Origin of the sequence: Bradyrhizobium sp. AZCC 2262 (assembly GCF_036924535.1) — a bacterium.
Classification (GTDB): Bacteria; Pseudomonadota; Alphaproteobacteria; order Rhizobiales; family Xanthobacteraceae; genus Bradyrhizobium.
In genome coordinates, this window is record NZ_JAZHRT010000001.1 from 5,878,291 (window position 1) to 5,895,668 (window position 17,378).

General features: G+C 63.6%; 12 protein-coding genes. 6 read left to right on the forward strand and 6 right to left on the reverse strand.

Annotation, left to right across the window (positions count from 1 at the left end):
- Nucleotides 1-3 precede the first annotated feature (3 nt).
- The 3 genes from glgX to treY are packed head-to-tail and all read left to right on the forward strand — an operon-like array spanning nt 4 to nt 6,627.
- Nucleotides 4-2,079 (forward strand): glycogen debranching protein GlgX, encoded by a 2,076-nt coding sequence (gene glgX, locus V1283_RS27585; RefSeq protein WP_334389721.1) that lies wholly within the window; start codon nt 4-6, stop codon nt 2,077-2,079.
- Nucleotides 2,076-3,833: a malto-oligosyltrehalose trehalohydrolase gene (gene treZ / locus V1283_RS27590; RefSeq protein ID WP_334389722.1), complete on the forward strand. Its 1,758-nt coding sequence runs from the start codon at nt 2,076-2,078 to the stop codon at nt 3,831-3,833. Before glgX ends, treZ begins: the two co-directional genes overlap by 4 nt.
- A gap of 4 nt (nt 3,834-3,837) precedes the next feature.
- Nucleotides 3,838-6,627: a malto-oligosyltrehalose synthase gene (gene treY, locus V1283_RS27595; RefSeq protein ID WP_334389723.1), complete on the forward strand. Its 2,790-nt coding sequence runs from the start codon at nt 3,838-3,840 to the stop codon at nt 6,625-6,627.
- A gap of 7 nt (nt 6,628-6,634) precedes the next feature.
- On the opposite strand, the gene V1283_RS27600 is transcribed toward treY, so the two are convergent.
- A complete protein-coding gene (locus V1283_RS27600; protein WP_334389725.1) occupies nt 6,635-6,946 on the reverse strand; it encodes a polyhydroxyalkanoic acid system family protein in 312 nt (103 codons plus the stop codon).
- Nucleotides 6,947-7,109: 163 nt separating this feature from the next.
- Between V1283_RS27600 and V1283_RS27605 the strand changes: the two genes are divergently transcribed.
- On the forward strand, nt 7,110-7,274 hold the full coding sequence (locus tag V1283_RS27605) for a DUF3309 family protein (protein WP_021080901.1): 165 nt from the start codon (nt 7,110-7,112) through the stop codon (nt 7,272-7,274).
- A 152-nt stretch (nt 7,275-7,426) separates the two neighbouring features.
- Here V1283_RS27605 and ligD read toward each other — a convergent pair whose 3' ends face one another.
- Nucleotides 7,427-10,108 carry a DNA ligase D gene (gene ligD, locus V1283_RS27610; RefSeq protein ID WP_334389726.1) on the reverse strand — a complete coding sequence of 894 codons (2,682 nt, stop codon included), beginning with the start codon at nt 10,106-10,108 and terminating at the stop codon, nt 7,427-7,429.
- A 61-nt stretch (nt 10,109-10,169) separates the two neighbouring features.
- Here ligD and ku point away from each other — a divergent pair, with 61 nt between their 5' ends.
- Nucleotides 10,170-11,054: a non-homologous end joining protein Ku gene (gene ku, locus V1283_RS27615; RefSeq protein ID WP_334389727.1), complete on the forward strand. Its 885-nt coding sequence runs from the start codon at nt 10,170-10,172 to the stop codon at nt 11,052-11,054.
- 126 nt (nt 11,055-11,180) lie between these two features.
- Here ku and V1283_RS27620 read toward each other — a convergent pair whose 3' ends face one another.
- The gene (locus tag V1283_RS27620) at nt 11,181-11,408 is read right to left on the reverse strand and encodes a DUF6496 domain-containing protein (protein ID WP_334389728.1); all 228 of its coding nucleotides are present in this window, start codon (nt 11,406-11,408) and stop codon (nt 11,181-11,183) included.
- Between the two features lie 154 nt (nt 11,409-11,562).
- On the opposite strand from V1283_RS27620, the gene V1283_RS27625 reads away from it, so the two are divergent.
- Entirely contained in the window at nt 11,563-13,170 is a 1,608-nt protein-coding gene (locus V1283_RS27625; RefSeq protein WP_334389729.1) for an AMP-binding protein, read from the forward strand.
- 12 nt (nt 13,171-13,182) lie between these two features.
- Here V1283_RS27625 and V1283_RS27630 read toward each other — a convergent pair whose 3' ends face one another.
- From V1283_RS27630 to V1283_RS27640, 3 genes are all read right to left on the reverse strand, one after another.
- Entirely contained in the window at nt 13,183-13,788 is a 606-nt protein-coding gene (locus V1283_RS27630; RefSeq protein ID WP_334389730.1) for a pyridoxamine 5'-phosphate oxidase family protein, read from the reverse strand.
- Between the two features lie 154 nt (nt 13,789-13,942).
- Nucleotides 13,943-14,632, reverse strand: a complete 690-nt coding sequence (locus V1283_RS27635; protein ID WP_334389731.1) for a response regulator transcription factor — start codon at nt 14,630-14,632, stop codon at nt 13,943-13,945.
- Nucleotides 14,629-17,340, reverse strand: a complete 2,712-nt coding sequence (locus V1283_RS27640) for a sensor histidine kinase KdpD (protein ID WP_334389732.1) — start codon at nt 17,338-17,340, stop codon at nt 14,629-14,631. The genes V1283_RS27635 and V1283_RS27640 overlap by 4 nt, the downstream gene beginning before the upstream one ends.
- Between the last annotated feature and the right edge of the window lie 38 nt (nt 17,341-17,378).

Sequence of the window (17,378 nt, forward strand, 5' to 3'; positions counted from 1 at the left end):
CGCATGCGATTGTCCGCGGGAAGCCCCGCCCGCTTAGGTGCAAGCTGGGACGGACGGGGCACCAACTTTGCACTGTTCTCGGCCAATGCGGAGAAGGTCGAGCTTTGCCTGTTCGACGGCCAGGGCCGCCGCGAACTCGAGCGGATCGAACTGCCGGAGCGCAATGAGGACGTCTGGCACGCCTATCTCAACGACGTCTCGCCCGGGCAGCTCTATGGCTACCGCGTCCACGGCCCCTATGCGCCTGAGCGCGGGCACCGCTTCAACGCCAACAAGCTGCTGCTCGATCCCTACGCCAAGCGGCTCGCCGGCCGGCTGGTGTGGAGCGACGCGCATTTCGGCTATCGAACGGGGAGCGCGCGCGAGGATCTTTCCTTCGACCGCCGCGACAATGCGCGCGGCATGCCGAAGGCGGTCGTGGTCGACGAAACCTTCAACTGGGGCCGCCGCGAGATGCGGCCGAACATCGCCTGGGAAGACACCATCATCTACGAGGCCCACGTCAAGGGCCTGACGCAGAAGCGCGACGACGTCGCACCAGGCTGGCGCGGCACCTATGGCGGGCTGTGCTCGCCGGCGATGATCGACCATCTCAAGAAACTCGGCGTCACCACCATCGAATTGCTGCCGATCCACGGGCTGATCGACGACCGGATGCTGGTGGAAAGGAAACTTGCCAATTACTGGGGTTACAACACGCTGGCCTTCTTCGCGCCGGAGCCGCGCTATGCGCAGGACAACGCGCTCGACGCGTTCCGCACCACGGTGGCGCGGCTGCACGACGCCGGCATCGAGGTGATGCTCGACGTGGTCTATAACCACACCGCCGAAGGTAATCATCTCGGCCCGACGCTCAGCTTCCGCGGCATCGACAACGCGTCCTATTACTGGCTCAACAAGGAAAACCCGCGCTACTACGACGACTTCACCGGCTGCGGCAGCTCGGTCAACCTCGCCCATCCGCGCGTGCTGCAGATGGTGATGGATTCGCTGCGCTACTGGGTCGAGGTCTGCCACGTCGACGGTTTCCGCTTCGACCTCGCCACCACGCTGGCACGCGGGCCGAACGGATACGACCGCAATGCCGCTTTTCTGACCGCGGTGCGGCAGGACCCGGTGCTGGCGACGGCAAAACTCGTCGCCGAACCGTGGGATCTCGGCATGGGCGGCTACCAGGTCGGCGCGTATCCGTCGCAATGGTCGGAATGGAACGACCGTTATCGGGGCGCCATGCGGCGCTACTGGAGCGGCGAAGGCAGCCTGATCGGCGAAGTTTCGCGCCGGATGACCGCCTCATCCGACCTATTCCATCACGACAACCGCGCGACGCGCGCCAGCATCAATCACATCACCGTCCATGACGGATTCACGCTGGCTGACCTGTTCAGCTACAACGAGAAACACAACGAGGCCAATGGCGAGGGCAATCGCGACGGCTCCAACGACAATCACAGCAACAATTGCGGCCACGAGGGCCCGACAGACGACGCCACGATAAGAGCGCTACGCCGGCAACTTCGCAAGAACCAGCTCGCCTGCCTGTTCCTCGCGCTGGGGACGCCGTTGCTGCTGGCTGGCGACGAGGTCGGCAATTCGCAGAACGGCAACAACAACGCCTATTGCCAGGACAACGAGATCGGCTGGGTGAGCTGGGACAATCTCGGCAAGCAGGGCGACGACCTCACCGATTTCGTCGGCCATCTGACCGCCCTGCGCCGGCGCTTCGCCCAGCTCCGCAGCCAGCGTTGGCTCGATGGGCGGCGCAAGGACGGCTCCTATGGCGTGCTGTGGCTGACGCCGGCGGCCGCCGAGATGCAGGAAGCCGACTGGAATTTTCCGGAAGGCCGATTCCTCGCCTATGTGCTCGCGCCGATGGAACAAGGGCAAGCGCCGATCTTTATCGTACTGAACGCCGCACCCGAAGAGATCGCTTTCACATTGCCCAAAATGGCCGAATACAAGAACTGGCAGCAGGTGCTGAACACCACCGAGGCGGTGCAGACGTTCGCCGCCATCGCATCGGGCGCTGAAACCAAAGCGCCACCGCGCTCGGTTCTTGCCTTTGCGGGCGCGGCATGAGCGACCGGCAATTCGGCCCGTGTCTGGCAAACTACGGCACGCGGTTTCGGCTATGGGCGCCGGCAGCGAAGCGCGTCGATGTCATGCTGGAGCGACCTCATGCGATGAAGCGCGGCGAGGACGGCTGGTTCACGGCCGACATCGCCGGCGTGAAAGCCGGCGCACGCTACAAATTCCGCATCGATGACGAGATCGACGTGCCGGATCCGGCGTCGGCGTTTCAGCCCGATGACGTCTTCGGCCCGAGCGAAGTGATCGACCACGAATCCTATCCATGGCGCGCGGCCAACTGGCGTGGCCGGCCGTGGCAGGAAGCCGTGATCGTCGAGGCCCATGTCGGGACCTTCACCAAGCAAGGCAGCTACCGCGCGATGATCGACAGGCTCGATAATCTCGCAGAGACCGGCATCACCGCGCTGGAATTGATGCCGCTGGCGGACTTCGCAGGTGTGCGCAACTGGGGGTATGACGGCGTGCTGTGGTACGCGCCCGACAGCGCCTATGGCCGCCCCGAAGATCTCAAGGCGCTGATCGACGCGGCGCATCTGCGCGGGCTGATGGTGATGCTCGACGTGGTCTATAACCATTTCGGCCCCGAAGGAAATTATCTCGGCCGCTATGCGCCGTCCTTCTTCACCGAAGCGCACACGCCCTGGGGCAGCGCGATCGATTATCGGGTGAAGGAAGTCCGCGCCTTTGCGATCGAGAATGCGCTGCACTGGCTGCGCGATTATCGATTCGATGGCTTGCGGCTCGATGCCGTCAACTCGATCGTCGAGCCGGGCGGGCTGTCGCTGCTGCGCGATCTCAGCACGGCCGCCGGCAAGCTCGCCGCGCAAAACGGCCGGCACATTCATCTCGTGCTGGAGAACGGCGACAACCGTGCCAGCATTCTGGATGCCGGCGAGGATCCGCCGCAGGGAAAATATCGCGCGCAGTGGAACGACGACTATCATCATGCCTGGCGTGTGCTGATGACCGGCGAGAAGCAGGGCTACTATGTCGACTACCAGCGTTCGCCGATCTCCGATATCGCCCGCTCGCTGTCATCAGGCTTCGTCTATCAGGGCGAGCCGTCGGCCTTTCGCGGCGGCAAGCGTGGTGAGCCGAGCGGCCATCTGGCGCCGACCGCCTTCATCAACTTCGTGCAGAACCACGACCAGATCGGCAATCGCGCGCTGGGCGACCGGCTCGAAAGCTATGCGGATGCGCGCGCCATCGAAGCGGCACTCGCGGTGCTGCTGCTGGCGCCGTCCATTCCCATGCTGTTCATGGGCGAGGAATGGGGCTCGAAGGCGCCCTTCCCATTCTTCTGCGATTTCGGCGGCGACCTCGCCGATGCCGTCCGCAAGGGCCGCCGCGCCGAATATGCCTGGGCCTATGCGGAATTCGGCGACGAAGTGCCGGACGCGCTCGATCCTGCAACCCGCGACTCCGCCGTGCTCGACTGGGAAGAGCGTGACGCGCCTGAGGCACGAAGGCGGCTGAAGCTGGTGCGGGAGCTGTTAAGTGTCCGCCGGCAGCAGATTGTCCCGCGGCTCGCGGGCGTCGCCTTCGGCGAGGCGCATGCGGCACCCACCCGCCTGCTGACGGCCAGTTGGCAAATGGGCGATGGCGCCACGCTTCGCCTGCTCGCCAACCTGTCGGACCAGGCCATCAGCCATGCGCCCGGCGTGTCCGCGGGAACCCTGATCTGGGGAAACGAGTTGGGCGACAGCGTCCCGCCATGGACGGTGCTCTGGCGCATCGGATAGGACAATGCCCCCGGCGATCCCGATCGCGACCTATCGCCTGCAATTATCGGCGGATTTCGATTTCGAGGCCGCCGCTTCCGTGGTGCCTTACCTGAAGGCGCTCGGCATCACCCATCTCTATGCGTCGCCCTTCATGCGCGCCCGCAAGGGCAGCACGCATGGCTACGACGTCACCGACCACGCGCGATTCAATCCCGAACTGGGAGGCGAAGCCGGCTTCGAGCGGCTGAGCGCCGCGCTGCGGCAACACGGTCTCGGGCTGATCCTGGATTTCGTGCCGAACCATATCGGCGTGCATTTTGCGGATAATCCATGGTGGCTTGACGTGCTGGAATGGGGTCCCGCCTCGCCGCACGCGGCCTCCTTCGACATCGACTGGGAGCAGTTGCCATACCGCGCCCGTGGCGGCGTGCTGCTGCCGATCATCGGCTCATCCTATGGTCAGGCGCTGGAAAATGGTGATATCGAACTGCGCTACGATCCCGCCGAAGGCAGTTTTTCAGCCTGGTATTTCGAGCATCGGCTGCCGATCGCGCCGGAACGTTACGGCGAAATCCTGCGCATGATCGTCAAGGAGACGGGCGCGGAGGAAAGCGCACCAGGCAAGGCGATGCTGGCGCTGGCCTCCCGTTATCAGGGGCCGCGACGCCCCAACCGCAAGGAAGCGCCTGGCTTCAAGGCCGAGTTGAAGGCGATCTCCGGCGCCGCAGACATCATCGCGCGAGGACTGGATGCCTATCGCGCCGGCGCCGATCGCACTGCGCCGACGCTTTCGCTGCACCATCTGCTCGAACGCCAGCACTACAAGCTCGGTCACTGGCGGCTTGCTTCCAGCGACATCAACTACCGGCGCTTCTTCGACATCAATACGCTGGCGGGCTTGCGCGTCGAGGACGCAGGCACCTTCGAGGCGATTCATCGGCTGGTCAAACGGCTGATCGCGGAAGGAAAGCTGCAGGGGCTGCGGCTCGACCACATCGATGGCCTGCGCGATCCCGTCCAGTATTTCCAGCGCCTGCGCCGGCTGGTGCGCGAGGCGCATGGCGGCCCAGGCCAGCCCTTCTACGTGGTGATCGAGAAAATTCTCGGCGAACACGAGAGGCTCCCGTCATTCGCCGGCGTTCACGGCACCACCGGCTATGAGTGGATGAACGCGATCACCCATGTGCTGACCGATGGCAATGGTCTTGAACCCCTCGACGAGATCTGGCGGCAGGTCAGCAACCAGTCGCCAAGACTCGAACCGATCCTCCGAGAGGCCAAACGCCGCGTGCTGGAAACGCTGCTGACCAGCGAGTTCACGGTGCTGACGCGCCTCCTCGCTCGAATTGCCAGCGGGCATTACTCCACCCGCGACTATTCCGCCGACAGTTTGCGGCAGGCCCTCGAACTTTATGTGCTGCACTTCCCGGTGTACCGCACCTACCTGACATCCTCGGGCCCATCCGCGCATGATCGCGAGTTGATATCAGGGACGATCGAACGGGCGCGCGCCGACTGGTTTGCCGCCGATGACGGCATTTTCGACTTTCTCCGCGACACCCTGACGATGGACCTGATCAAGCCCGGGCGCGCGCACCACAGCGCGCCGCGCGTCAGACGTTTCGCATTGAAGGTGCAGCAGTTCACCGGCCCCATGATGGCGAAGTCGCTGGAGGACACGACGTTCTACCGCTACCACCGCCTGCTCGCCTTCAACGAGGTCGGCGGCGATCCGGCGGCCAAAGCGATTTCGGCCGACGAGTTTCACCGGATGATGCAAGCCCGCGCCCGCGAATGGCCGCTTGGCATGACGGCCACCGCGACACATGACACCAAGCGCGGCGAGGATGCGCGGGCGCGCATCATGGCGCTGGCGGAAATTCCGGGCGAATGGACCAGCGCGGTGGCCCGGTGGAAGCTGCTCAACGCGCCGCATCTGCTTGTCGATGGCGATGTTCGCGCGCCGTCGGCTGTGTTCGAATACATGCTGTATCAGGCGCTGCTCGGGGCATGGCAGCCGAACGACGCTTCGCTTCCGGCGCGGATGCAGGAGTACGCGCTGAAGGCCGCGCGCGAGGGCAAGCAGGAAACGAGCTGGCTCAATCCTCATGAAGCCTATGAGGCGGGCGTCAAGGATTTCATCGAAAAAATTCTCGATCCTTCGCGCTCAGGCGAATTCCTGAACGCACTGCAAACGCTGACGCAGCGCCTGTCGTTATTGGGCGCGCTGAATTCGCTCAGTCAGATCACGCTGAAGGCGATGATGCCGGGCGTACCGGATTTCTATCAGGGCACGGAGCTTTGGGATTTCTCGCTGGTCGATCCCGACAACCGGCGGCCGGTCGACTTTGCCGATCGCGCGCGCCGGCTCGGCGCGCTGGAAAATCCGGACTGGGACCGGCTGGTCGAGGCGTGGCCGAGCGGCGATCTGAAGTTGGCCTGGACACGGCATCAGCTCAAGCTGCGGACGGAGCTCGCGGCCGTATTCGCGGACGGCGACTACGACCCCCTCGAAGTGAACGGAGCGCATCGCGATCATTTCGTTGCCTTCGCGCGGCGGCGGGGCCGCGACGCTGCGATCGTCGTGGTCACGCGCTGGTTTGCGCCGTTGACCGACGGCGGCAGACATTGGCCTCGTCCGGAGAGTTATGACGCCGCGTTGAACCTCGGCGGCTATGCGGTGGAAGGCTTTGCTGACGCCGACGCCACGCAATTGCGCCTGTCCGATCTGCTGACCCATTTGCCGGCCGCCGTGCTGAAAGCAAGGTTCAACGGCGCCATAACGCAGGCGCGAAAGCGCAGCCCCGCCTAGGGTAACATCAGCTTTTCTTGGTCAGGAGCAACTGGCCGCGGCTGCGGATCGCGGCCTGGGCCACTTCGGCAAAGCGCTGCAACAGCCATGGCAGCACGACCTCCACCTGCACATGATCTTCCGCCACGTCGACATGGCCGGCCACAGCCTGCCCGAGGGCGCGAACGCGGAAGATCATGCGGTTGTCTTCCCATCGCTCCTCATCGACGCTCAGCACCGGCACGCCGGAGGCGGCACGCGAAAGCCCCGTCTTGAGGCGGCGCATGGCCTCTTCGCGTCCCAGGCTATGCGGGATGGAAACAGCCAGCGGTTTGGTCATCGCAAAATTCCTCAGTTATCCAACTTCATGTAATCACACGCGCTTCGAAAAGAAGAGCCGCGCGCATTATCGCGGCGCAAAACGGAACTTAGAGGACTCCCGGCTGTTGTTCCCCATGAAGGGCAGAACATACAGAACGCCCGCTCGGGCTGAGGAGAGTTTTATGTCTATCGGCACAATCATTCTGATTATTCTCGTCATCGCCCTGCTGGGCGGATTCAGCGGCATCGGCGGCGGTCCGTTCTACGGCACCGGATACTATGGCGGTGGCGGGCTAGGCCTGGTGATCGTGATCCTGCTGATCCTGCTGCTGCTCGGGAGACTATAGACACGCGCAATTCTGGTCTTCGTGATGGCCGGGCTTGTCCCGGCCATCCACGTCTTGTTCGCTGCGACAGATCTTAGGGTGGGCAAAGGCGCAGCCGTGCCCACCTTCTCTTACGCGATCAAGAACGGCGGGCACACTTCGCTTTGCCCATCCTACTTTCCGGCCAGCTTCTTCATCGCCGTCTTGATCGACGCCGCCGCATTGTCGTAGCCATCCCACGCCTTTGTCTTTGCCAGCAACGAAGGCACGGTGCGGACCGTGTACTTCTTCGGGTCGAGATCGCCGCGCACCTGCGGCCAGGTCAGCGGCATCGAGACGGTGGCGCCGTCGCGCGCGCGTGGCGACAGCACTGCAACTGCGGTCGAAAGACGGTCGTTGCGGAGATAGTCGAGGAAGATTTTTCCCTTGCGCAGCTTCTTCGACATGTTGAGCAGATAGCGCTCGGGGTCGTCGTTCGCCATCCACTGGCAGATGCCTTGCGCAAAGGCCTTGGCTTCCTTCCAGCCCACCTTGTCCTTTGCGCCATGAAGCAGCGGCGTCACGACATGCAGGCCCTTGCCGCCGGTGGTCTTGCAGAAGCTTTCAAGGCCGACCGCCGTTAGCCGCTGCCGCATGTCCTTGGCGGCCTCGATCACATCAGAGAATTCAACGTTAGGTGCGGGATCGAGATCGAACACCAGCCGCCCCGGCGTGTCGTAGTCGTCAGGCGCGCAATTCCAGGGATGCAGCTCCAGTCCGCCGATCTGCGCCACCGCCGCCAGCCCCTCGATCTGATCGATCTGCAAATAGGGTTTGCGGTCGCCCGCGACTTTGGCCAGCTTCATGAGATTGGAGCCGCCCTGCATCGCGTGGCGCTGGAAGAATTTTTCGCCGCTGATGCCGTCGGGTGCGCGGAGAATCGAGCACGGACGCCCCTTGAGGTGCCCGATCATCCATTCGCCGACCGCCTCGAAATATTGCGCCAGGTCGAGCTTGGTGACGGCCTCGCCGTCGCCTCCGTCGGGCCACAACGCCTTCTCGGGCTTCGAGATGGCAACGCCCATCACCTCGGCGGATTTGGCCGATGATTTCACGGACCGCGCTGCGGGCTTTGCGATTCCAGTCATGGCAGGCCTCTCCGCGCGTATCTCCTTCGCCGGCTTGTCCTGACGCAGCCCCTTGAACGCGGCCTGCCGGATGTTGCCGCCATCGGTCCAGCCGGCGAACTCGACCTCGGCGATCAACTCAGGTTTCAGCCAATGCACGTCGCGGGCCTTTTTCGGCGCGTCCTTGCCGCCGAAAGGGCTTTTGTCGGACGCCGCCGCCTTCAGCGCCGGCATGATGCGGCGAACCGTATCCTGGCCGAAGCCGGTGCCGACAAGGCCGACGAACACCAGATGATCGCCGCGATAGACGCCGGCCATCAGCGAACGGAATTTGCCGTTGGTCGTCTTCCAGCCGCCGAGCACGACCTCCTGCCCGCCGCGGATCTTGGCCTTGGTCCAGCTTTCGGTGCGTCCCGACCGATAGGGCGCATCCAGTTTCTTGGAGACGATGCCTTCCAGCTCGAGTTTCCTGGCCGATTCCATGACGGTATCGCCGCGATCCTCGAAATGATCGACATAGCGGATCAGCTTTTCCTTTCCGTTCCGCTGCTCCAGCAGGCGCTTCAAGCGTTGCTTGCGCTCGCGCAGCGGCAGCCCGCGCAGATCCTCACCATTGGCAAACAGGAGATCGAACGCAAAGAAAATGAGATCGCCGGTCTTGTTGTCCGCGATCGCCGCCTGCAGTGCGGAAAAACTGGGCACGCCGTTGTGGTCCAGCGCGACGATTTCGCCGTCGATCAGCGCATCGGGCAACGGCTTGGCGGCTCTCGCGATGGCGCCGAACTTGTCGCGCCAGTCCAGCCCTTTTCGCGTCAGCAGCGCCACATCGCCATCTTCGATCCGCAATTGCACACGGTAGCCGTCGAACTTGACCTCATGGCACCAGCCTTCCGCGTTCGGCGGCCGCTCGACGGAGGCGCAAAGTTGCGGCGCGACGAAATCCGGCATCGATGCGACCTTCTTCGGCCCGGCGCCTTGCGCCGGCGCGCGGGTTTTCGTCTCCGGCGTGGATCGCAATGCCGCGGTCGTGCCCCTGGCACGCGCCTCGGCGGCTTCGCCCCGGTTGGATTGCCAGACCGCATCGGCCGAAGTCTTGCCTTTGGCCAGCATGAAGGGCTTTGGTGCCTTGCCCTTGCCCTGCGCGATCTGCGCCATCGCGCGCCCCGAGGCCACGGAGCGATCCTCTTCCAGTATATCGTTGGCCTCGCCTTCTTTCGCGAACTCGTCGCGGTGCTTGATCAAGAGCCAGTTGGTGCGCTTGCCGCCGTAGCGGTCGCCCTTCATCCGCACCAGCACCCAGCTGCCATGCAGCTTGTCGCCGTGCAGGGTGAATTTCAGGTCGCCCTTCTTGAAGCCACGCTCGGGATCATCGGATTCCCAGGTGCCGCGATCCCACAGCATCACGGTGCCGCCGCCATACTGGTCGTCCGGAATGGTGCCTTCGAAATCGCCGTAGTCCAGCGGGTGATCCTCAACCTCGACCGCGAGCCGCTTGTCGTGCGGATCGAGCGACGGTCCGCGCGTCACCGCCCAAGATTTGAAGATGCCGTCGAACTCCAGCCGAAGGTCGTAATGCAGCCGCGTCGCATCATGCTTCTGGATCACGAACCGACGCTGCTTCGCCGGCGCGACCTTGACGTCGCCCGAGGGCTCGGCCGTCTTGCCGAAATCGCGCTTCTTCCGGTACGTGCTAAGTTTCTTCAACGCCACGGCAAACCTCGACCATCCGGACCGCTCGCGCGGCGGCATCTGGAACGAAAACCCATACTAGCCGTTGAAGTTCCCAAACCCAACCATGCCGGAGATTGCAATGGCCCCCCGCGCCTACTGGAAAGGCACGCTAAAACTCTCCCTGGTGTCGTGTCCGGTGGTGCTGTACCCGGCCTCGACATCGGTCGAGAAAACCCGCTTTCACATGATCAATCGGGAGACCGGCAACCGCCTGAAACAGCAGATGGTCGACGCCGAGACCGGCGATATCGTCGAGAGCGACCAGAAGGGCCGCGGCTATGAGCTGAAAAAGGGCCAGTATGTCGAGATCGAAAAGGATGAGCTCGAAGCCGTCCAGATCGAGAGCAATCACACCATCGAGATCGATAGTTTTGTGCCGCGGGATGAAATCGACAAGCGCTATTACAATCATCCCTATTACGTCGCCCCGGACGGCAAGGCCGCAGTGGACGCCTTCGCCGTGATCCGCGACGCCATGAAGGATGAGGACCGGGTCGCATTGGCCCGCATCGTGCTGACCAACCGCGAGCACGTCATGGCGATCGAGCCGCTCGGCAAGGGCCTGCTCGGCACCACGCTGCGATATCCTTATGAGCTGCGCGACGAGGACGAATATTTCGATGACATCAAGACCCCGAAGATCACCAAGGACATGGTCGAACTCGCGGGCCACATCCTGCACACCAAAGCCGCGCATTTCGATCCCTCGAAGTTCAAGGACGAGTATGAGGACGCGCTGAAGGCGCTGGTGCGACGGAAGGCCTCCGGCAAGCCGATCAAGGTCGCCGAGCGCGAGGAAAAGCCTGACAACGTCATCAACCTGATGGATGCGCTGAAGGCGAGCCTGAAGGGAAAATCAGCGGCAAAACGGCGGGCGCATGCTCCGGCGTCGCGGCGGGCGCCGGCGCGACGGACGGCGAAGAAAGCGCACCGGTCCGCGGCCCGGCACCGCAAGGCAGGGTGACGCCACCGCCATTGCGAGCGAAGCGAAGCAATCCAAAGTCCCATCGGAATTCTGGATTGCTTCGTCGCGTTGCTCCCTTGCGCAAACGCTTCGCGTTTGTCGCAGGCAATGACGGAGGCGAGCGCCCTACCGCTTCGCCTTCTTTGCTTTCTTCTTCGAAGCCTTGCGTTTCTTCGATGCCTTTTTCGGCACCTTCTTGCCCTTGGCCCTCGCCTCCGACAGCCCGATCGCAATCGCCTGTTTGCGGCTCTTGACCTTCCGGCCGGAACGGCCGCTCCGCAAGGTGCCGGCCTTGCGCTTTTTCATTGCGCGCTCGACGTCGGCTGACGCTTTCTTTGAGTATTTGCGTGCCATGGCTTTTCTCCGTTGCACAAAATCAATTCCCTTCATCAGGCGAGGTTCCGGATCTGCTTGCATTGACCGGCGACGGCAGGCATTTTGGCCCTTGGGGACACCTGAAAGGCCGGCGACAAGAACGGCGCCGTCCCACAAGACCGGGGAGGATTGAATGGCATTGACGCAATCTCATGTCGCAGGACCCACCACGCCTGCGGTGCGGGAGATGACGTTCGGCGATCTCTTGCGCAAGGCGGCTGAAGCGGCGCCCGATCGCCTGGCCCTGATTGCAGGCGTCCCCGACCCAAAACTGCGCCGTCAATGGACCTACGCGCAGCTTTATCGCGAAACCCAGCGCACCGCACGCGCGCTGCTGTCGCGCTTCAAACGGGGCGAGCGCATTGCCGTCTGGGCACAGAACATCCCGGAATGGATGATGCTCGAATTCGGCGCCGGCATGGCCGGCATGGTCCTCGTCACCGTGAACCCGGCGTTTCGCGCGCGCGAGGTGGAGTATGTGCTGAAGCAGTCGCGCTCGGCCGGCATCTTCGTCGTCAACGGTTTTCGCGGCAACCCGATGCTGGAGACGGTGCAGGCGGTGGCGCCGAACTGCCCCGAACTGAGCGAGATCATCTGCTTCGACGACTGGGACGCCTTCATCGCCACGGGCGACGACGCTGCCATCGAGCTGCCGGCGGTCAGTCCCGACGACCCCGTCATGATCCAGTACACTTCCGGCACCACGGGCTTTCCGAAGGGCGCCCTGCTCCGGCATCGCGGCCTCCTCAACAACGGCGCCGACACCGCCGACCGGATGGGCGTCGATCCCGGCGATGTCTTCGTCACCCCGATGCCGCTGTTTCACACCGGCGGCTGCGTCTGCTGCGTGATCGGCGCAGTATCGAAGGCCGCGACCACGGTGCTGGTCGAGGCGTTCGAGCCCGGACTAGTGCTAGAGATGCTCGGGACTTATCGCGGCAATGCGATGCTCGGCGTTCCCACCATGCTGGTCGCGATGCTGGAGCACCCGACCTTCGCGACGACCGATCTCTCCTCTGTCAAGGCGATCTGCTCGGGCGGCTCCACAGTGCCGGCCGCGCTGGTGCGGCTATTGGAGGAAAAGCTCGGCGCGCCCTTCACCATTGTCTTCGGCCAAACCGAGTGCTCGCCAGTCGCGGCGCAAACCCGCACCATCGACAGCGTCGAGGACAAGGCCAACACGATCGGCCTGCCGCTGCCCAATATGGAAAACAAGATCATCGATCCCAACACCGGCGAGACGGTGCCGATCGGGACGATCGGCGAGTTCTGCACCCGCGGCTATCACGTGATGATCGGCTACTTCGAAATGCCGGATGCGACAGCAGCCGCAATCGATGCCGACGGCTGGCTGCATACCGGCGACCTCTGCGCGATGGACGCGCGCGGCTACTGCACGGTGGAAGGCCGGCTGAAGGACATGATCATCCGCGGCGGCGAGAACATCTATCCGCGCGAGCTGGAGGAGCTCTTGTTCAAGCATCCGAAAGTCGGCGAGGTCGCAGTGGTCGGGATTCCCCACGAGAAGTGGGGCGAAGAGGTCGCCGCCTTCATCCGCCCGGCGCCCGGCGCAACAATCGAAAAGGAAGAACTGATCGACTACATGCGCGCCTCGCTCGCCCCGCACAAGACACCAAAGCACTGGTTCGTGGTGGACGCGTTCCCGCTGACGGGATCGGGCAAGATCCAGAAATTCAAGCTGCGCGAAGCCTGGACCAAGGGCGAGATGACGGCGATCTAGTCATCGCAACACCTATCCTTTGAAGGTCGGTTGCCTTGGATGGATGCAGTCCTTGAAATCTGCAAAGCCCTTCCAGGCTGGCTCCGCTGCTTCCTGTCCGGCGATCGGTACGTATATCGACGGTTCGATCGAACTCATCGTTGGAATATAGCGCGGACAATTCGCAAAGATCGCGCGCGCGGTCACGCGGACGATCAGCTGCGCGCCGACGGTCTCCGTCAGCAGCGGATCGCGGTCGCTCACGCTGGTGCTGCCGTTGACCCGCAGCCGCCGTGGCTTGTCATGCATGGCGATAAAGAGCAGGCCGACATCGGCATTGGCTACGATGTTGCCGAGGCTCTTGAACATACCGTTCCCGTCATAGTCGGGGAATGCGATCTCGGAAGGTCCGGTAATGCGCACAAAGCCGGGCGCCCCGCCCTTGAACGAACAATCGGGTCGCCCCTCGGCATCCGCCGTCGCGAGAAAGAAATAAGGCAGGCTTTCGATGAACCGCTTGTCGTCAGCCGAAAATTCCGTGCGCATCAGCTTCTCTTCCAACCGATCGGAAATCCGGCGGCTGTCGAACCGGTCCTGCAGTTGCCGATTGCCTTCGTGGTACATGACGCTTTGAGCCATGGCCGTACGTCCTCCTCCGATTCACCAGGGCGTTGCGTGGTCAGCCCGGGTCAGATCCCCACGGGGAAGCATATCACTTTACGAAAGCACCGGATGCGGCAAGCTGACCCGCGCGACAAGCCAGGTACCGGGACCGCCACCATCAGAAGTATGATCAATCCGGTGCCCGCAACCGGTAACCGATGCCGGTCTCGGTCAGCACGAATTGCGGACGCTCCGGGTCTGCCTCGATCTTCTGGCGGAGCTGGCGGACATAGACGCGCAGATATTGCGCATCCGTCAGTTCGTCCCAGAGCTCCTTCAGCAGGAAGCGATGGGTCAGCACCTTGCCGGCGTGCTGCACCAGCACGCGCAGCAATTCATACTCCTTCGGCGACAGTTTTACTTCGCGCTCGCCGGTCTTGACAATGCGGCGCACGAGGTCGACGGAGAGATCGCCGGCGCGAAACACCGGCCGCTCGCCCTGCACCTGCAACTGGTGCCGCAGCGCTGCGCGCATCCGCGCCAGCAGTTCATCCATGCCGAACGGCTTTGTCAGATAATCGTCGGCGCCGAGGTCGAGCGCCTGCACCTTGCCGGCCTCGTCGCCACGGCTCGACAGCACCACGATCGGCACGCTCTCATTGCGGCCACGGATCATGCGCAGCAGATCGTGCCCCTGGATGTCCGGCAGGCCCAGATCGAGGATGATCAGCGCCGGCCCCTCGGCCAGCTTCTCCAGCGCGATCTTGCCGTTGGAGGCTTCGAGGATGTCATAGCCCTGCGTGCTGAGCCCCATCCGCAACAGTTTTCGGATCGGCGGTTCATCGTCGATGACCAGAACCTTGATCGCTGCGGCATTCATGCGGCGGTATCCAGCGCGCTGTCGGTGACCGGTATCGGCAGCCGAATGGTTATTACCGCGCCGCGGCGATCGATGCGGTTGGCGGCCGAGATGGTGCCGTGCATCGCCTCGACAAAGCCACGGGAGATCGCCAGACCAAGACCCGTTCCCGGACGGACATGGTCGCCCTTCTGCGCACGATAGAACTTGTCGAACACGCTTTCCAGTTCGGCTTGCGGAATGCCCTGCCCCTCATCCACGATCTGCAGCGTGACCTGCTCCCGATCCCGCACGCCCCTGATCGATATCGTGGTATCGGCAGGCGCGTATTTGGCGGCGTTGTCCAGCAGGTTGAACAGCACCTGTTCGAACAGCACGGCATCGAGCTCCAGCATCGGCAGGTTGGGGCTGAGCTCCAGCGACACCTTGTGATGCACGAGGATCTTGCCGGCACGGCGCAACGCGCTGCCGACGATCTCGCTGACATCATGCCGCGCGGTGTTCGGCACGATGGCGCCGGATTCCAGCTTGGTCATGTCGAGCAGGTTGGCGATGAAGCGGTTGAGCCGCTCGGATTCGTCGATCATGGTGGCGAGCAGCTCGTTCTTCTGGGCGTCGTTGAGGCCGGCGCCGAGATCGCGCAAGGTAGAGGCGGCGCCGAGCACGGAAGCCAGCGGCGTCTTCAGATCATGCGAGATCGAGGTCAGCAGCGCGCCGCGCAGCCGGTCGGACTCCACCGTGCGCTTGACGCGGTCCATGTCCTCGACCAGCAGCACCCGCTCGATCGCGAGCGCGCCCTGATCGACCAGCGCATCCAGCAGGCGACGCTGATCCGGCGTCAGCAAGGGACCCGTCCGGTCGTTGTCGATGCCGATGACGCCGATCGCGCCGCGCCCGGTTCGCATCGGCAGAAACAGCCGTTTTGCCCCCGGCAGCGTATCCGAGCCGCGCCCGGCGGGACGATCGTTGCTCCAGGCCCAGTTGGCGGCGGCGAGATCGGCCTGGTCGAGTTGGTCCTCCGGCGGATAGCCGGACTTCACCGTCAACACGCCCTCCTCCGGCAACAGCAACACCACCCTCACTTTCAGCATCAGCGCGGTCTGATAGGCGGTCGCCCACAGCACGTCGTCAAGCGTCGCAGTACCGGCCAGCTTGCGGCTGAAGGCGTAGAGCGACTCGGTGGTGCGCACCCGGCCGATGGCGGTATCGGCCTGCGAGCGCACCCGCGCCGCGACGTTGGAGACCAGCAGCGCGATCAGCATGAAGAAGAAGAACGCCGCGACATTGGTTGGATCGGTGATGGTGAAGGTATAGACCGGCGGCAGGAAGAAGAAATTGTAGCACAGCGACGCCACCACACTTGCCAGCAGCGACGGCCACAAGCCATAGCGGGCAGCGACAGCGACCACGGCGGTCAGAAACACCAGATCGACGTTCTCGATGCCGCCAAACATGGGCTGGATCAGTGCGGCGGCGGCAAGACCGATCGCAACGAACAGCAGCGCCATCATATAAGGTCGCGGGTTGAAAGTTTCCTGCCGCGCCGCGGTCTGCACCGCCGCCTTCGCCACACCCTGTTCGTCGCCGGCGATCACATGCACGCTGATGTTGCCGGAACGGCGTACCAGATCGTGCACCACGGAACCGCGTGTCAGTTCAAACCACCAGGAGCGCGTCGACTTGCCGATAATGATCTGCGTGACGTTGTTGGCATGCGCGAAATGAATGACGTCGTCGGCGATGCGGCGGCCGACGCCGGGAATGGTGAGGGCCTCGCCACCGAGCGCTTCGGCGAGCCGCATGGTGTCGGCCAGCCGGTCGCGCTGCTCGTCGGTCAGTTGCAGGCTGCGCCGCGTCTCGATGCTGATCGCGGTCCACTGCGCGTGCAGCCGGTCCGCCAGCCGCTTGGTATAGCGCACGAGACCGGCGGCGCGCGGATCCTCGCTCAGGCAGACCAGGATGCGCTCGCCCGCTGCCCAGGGTCCTGCGATGGCATTGGCCTGCATATGGGTCAGCAACTGCTCGTCGACCCGCTCGGCGGTGCGCCGCAGCGCCAATTCGCGCAGCGCGGTGAGATTGCCGGGCGAGAAATAATGCTCCAGCGCACGCTCCGCCTGTTTGGGAATGTAGACCTTGCCCTCTTTCAGGCGCTGGATCAGGTCGTCGGGCGTGAGGTCGATCAGCTCGATGGCGTCGGCCAGGTCGAACACCTTGTCCGGCACGGTCTCGCGCACCCGCACATGCGTGATCTGCGCGACCACGTCATTGAGGCTTTCGATATGCTGGATGTTGACCGCGGTATAGACGTCGATGCCGTGAGACAGCAGCTCCTCGACGTCGAGATAACGCTTGGGGTGGCGGCTGCCCGGCGCGTTGGTATGCGCGAGTTCGTCGACGAGGGCGATCTTTGGACGGCGCGCAATCAGCGCATCGAGGTCCATCTCCTCGAGGATCTGGTCCTTGTATTCGAGCTTCTTGCGCGGAATAACTTCAAGGCCATGCAGCAGCGCTTCGGTCTCTGCCCGGCCATGGGTCTCGACCACGCCGACCACGACATCGACGCCGGCCTTCCTCCTGGCGTGCGCGCTTTGCAGCATCTCATAGGTCTTGCCGACGCCGGGAGCGGCGCCGACAAAGATCTTCAGCCGGCCGGCGTTGTCACTTTCCCGCCGGGCGGCCTCCAGCAACGCATCCGGCGAAGGCCGCTGTTCAGGGTCGCGATTTGCCATGAGGCATTATAGTCGCCGCTTTCGAATGAGCCTAGCCG